A 3249-nucleotide genomic window follows, 5' to 3' on the forward strand; every position below is an offset into this window, starting at 1 on the left:
GCGTCGCGCTGCACGCGCGCGCCGGCACGCGGCTGGCCGGCCGCACCGGGCCGCTCGGATTCCTGGCGCGCGACATCGGCGCGGAGGTGCCGCGGCTGATGCACGAACTGGCCGGGGTTCTTATTCCACCCGCTCGATCATCACCGGCTTGAAGCCCAGATCGGCCGCCTTGCCCTTGCGGCCGCGGCCCGCCTTGGCGTTGTTCAAGGAGCGGATCTCCAGCGTCTCTTCGCGCTCCTTGGCGCCGCGGCCGATGCCGCTGATCTTCACCGAGCGGGTGTACGCCGCGGCGCCGGCCAGCGTGTCCTTGGGCTCCAGGTCGATCAGCATCAGCCCGCGCCCGCCGCTGCCCATGGCCTTCAGTTCGGTGATGTCGAAGCTCAGGATGCGGCCGTTGGTGGATGCGCAGCACACGTGCGTCGCGGGCGCCTGCGGCGGCACGTTCGCCGGCGACGGCTTGCACACCGACTCGCCGGCGCCGACGCTGATGAATGCCTTGCCGCCCTTCTGGCGCGAGACCATGTTGTCCACCGTCGCCAGGAAACCGTAGCCGCCCGAGCTGGACACCAGCAGCCAGGCGCCGCCGGCGCCCGCGAAGTAGTGCACCAGCTGCGTGCCGGACTCCAGCTCGACCAGGGTCGTCATCGGCTGGCCGTCGCCCCGGGCGCCGGGCAGCAGCGCTACCGCGACCGAGTACACGCGGCCGTTGCTGCCAAAGGCCAGCAGCGTGTCCACGGTGCGGCACTCGAACGTGCCGTACAGGCCGTCGCCGGCCTTGAAGGCGAACGACGCGGCGTCGTGCCCGTGGCCCTGGCGCGCGCGCACCCAGCCCTTTTGCGACACCACCACCGTCACCGGCTCGTCGATCACCTTGACCTCGGCCACGGTGCGCTTTTCGGCCTGGATCAGCGTGCGGCGCGCATCGCCGAACTGCTTGGCGTCGCCCTCGATCTCCCTGACCATCAACCGCTTGAGCGCCGCCGGGCTGCCCAGGATGTCTTCCAGCTTCTTTTGCTCCTCGCGCAGGCCCTTGAGTTCCTGCTCGATGCGGATGGCCTCCAGCCGCGCCAGCTGGCGCAGCCGGATTTCCAGGATGTCCTCGGCCTGCCGGTCGCTGAGCTTGAAGCGCGCGATCAGCGCGGACTTGGGCTCGTCGCTGTTGCGGATGATGCGGATCACCTCGTCGATGTGCAGCAGCACCAGCTGCCGCCCCTCGAGGATGTGGATGCGGTCCATCACCTTGGCCAGGCGGTGGCGCGAGCGGCGCTCGATGGTGCGCTGGCGGAATTCGATCCACTCGTTCAGGATGGTCCGCAGCGCCTTCTGCACCGGCTTGCCGTCCAGCCCCACCATGGTGAGGTTCATCGGCACCGAGCTCTCCAGGCTGGTGTGCGCCAGCAGCGTGGTGATCAGCTCGTTCTGCTCGATGCGGCTGGTCTTGGGCTCGAACACCAGCCGCACCGCCGCGTCCTTGCTGGACTCGTCGCGCACCGCGTCCAGCACCGACAGCAGGTTTTGCTTGAGCTGCACCTGGTCCTGCGACAAGGCCTTCTTGCCGGCCTTGATTTTCGGGTTGGTGAGCTCCTCGATCTCTTCCAGCACCTTCTGCGTGCTGACGCCGGGCGGCAGTTCATTGACGACAAGCTGCCACTGGCCACGCGCGAGTTCCTCGATCTTCCAGCGCGCGCGCACCTTCAGCGAGCCGCGCCCGCCGCGGTACGCCTCGGCGATGTCGGCCGCGCTGCTGATCAGCTGGCCGCCGCCCGGGAAATCCGGGCCGGGCAGCAGCGCGAACAGTTCGGCGTCATCGAGCTTGGGGTTCTTCACCAGCGCCACGCAGGCCTCGGCCACTTCGCGCAGGTTGTGGCTTGGAATCTCGGTGGCCAGGCCGACGGCGATGCCGCTCGCGCCATTGAGCAGGGTGAACGGAAGCCGCGCGGGCAGCACCACCGGCTCCTGCGTGCTGCCGTCGTAATTGAGCACGAACTCCACCGTGCCTTCGTCGAGCTCGTCGAGCAGCAGGCTGGCGATGCGCGCGAGCCGCGCCTCGGTGTAGCGCATCGCCGCCGCGCCGTCGCCGTCGCGGCTGCCGAAGTTGCCCTGGCCGTCGACCAGCGGATAGCGCTGCGCGAAGTCCTGCGCCATGCGCACCATCGCGTCGTAGGCGGCCTGGTCGCTGTGCGGATGGAACTTGCCCAGCACGTCGCCCACCACGCGGGCGCTCTTCACCTGCTTGGGTCCGGCGCCGGTGCCGCCCGCGCCATACCCCAGGCCCATGCGCGACATCGAATACAAAATGCGGCGCTGCACCGGCTTTTGGCCGTCGCTCACGTCGGGCAGCGCCCGGCCCTTGACCACGCTCAGCGCGTACTCCAGGTAGGCGCGCTGGGCGTAGGCGGCCAGCTCCAGGCCGGTCTCGCCGTCGCCCTCGCCGCTGCCGAAGGGAATCAGTTCTTCTTGCTCCATCGTTCTTCTAAAGGGCAAACAGGTTCAGGAGGCGATTTCGTGTTCCGTGAGGCTCACGATGCGCCGTTCGGAAGGCGCGTGCAGTTCCTGCTCGAGCCGCTGGCCCAGGCGGTGCAGCAGCGCCTTGGCCGGTACCTCGTCGGGCGGCACCGGCGCGAGCACGATGCGGAACTGCAGGAAGTCGGGCAGGCCGGGCACCGGCTCCTTCAGGCCCGCCACCAGGATGCGGCTGGCCACGTTGGCCGCCGCCTCGGCCGGCGACAGCCCCTCGGCCAGCACCGCCACGCGCGAATGCGTCACGCGCGCGGCCACGTCGCCTTCGCGCAGCGCCTCGCGGATGCGGTTGGCTGCCGTGAGCACCGCGTTCTCGCCGGCCTCGGGACCGAATTCGGCGGCGATGCGGCCGAGGTTCTCGATGTGCACCAGCAGCAGCACGCTGGGGTGGCCGTAGCGCTTGATCAGGTTGCGCGCGGCGCGCGCGCGCTCGGCCAGCACGATGGGCGTGGACAGGCCGGTCAGCGGGTCCACCGTGTTGCGCGCGTCGATGCGCACCCGCGTTTCGCCCCGGATGCGGCTGCGCCACACGGTGCCAAGGAACACGCAGGTGCTCCACAGCGTGAGCAGGCCGGCCACCAGCAGCGTCAGCGTGACGTTGGAAGGCGCGCGCACGGCGCGCCACGACAGCGCCGCTCCGGCCGCGACCAGCGCGCCGAAGCCCGGCACCAGCCACCAGACCCAGGGGCGGCTTTGCGGCCAGGCGCGCAGCAGCACCACCAGCACCAC

General features: G+C 70.1%; 2 protein-coding genes. Both read right to left on the reverse strand.

Annotation, left to right across the window (positions count from 1 at the left end):
- Nucleotides 1–120 precede the first annotated feature (120 nt).
- Nucleotides 121–2466 (reverse strand): DNA topoisomerase IV subunit A, encoded by a 2346-nt coding sequence (gene parC / locus H0U68_RS07690; protein WP_296354255.1) that lies wholly within the window; start codon nucleotides 2464–2466, stop codon nucleotides 121–123.
- A gap of 24 nt (nucleotides 2467–2490) precedes the next feature.
- Nucleotides 2491–3249, reverse strand: a 759-nt coding sequence (locus tag H0U68_RS07695; RefSeq protein ID WP_296354257.1) for a diguanylate cyclase, incomplete at its 5' end; no start/stop codon positions are given.

The sequence above is a fragment of the Ramlibacter sp. genome (assembly GCF_013697775.1).
Taxonomy (GTDB): domain Bacteria; phylum Pseudomonadota; class Gammaproteobacteria; order Burkholderiales; family Burkholderiaceae_C; genus Ramlibacter.

Bases quoted from the DNA above. Each gene is read 5' to 3' on its own strand.
- parC (WP_296354255.1), bottom strand. From the start codon at position 2,466: ATGGAGCAAGAAGAACTGATTCCCTTCGGCAGCGGCGAGGGCGACGGC.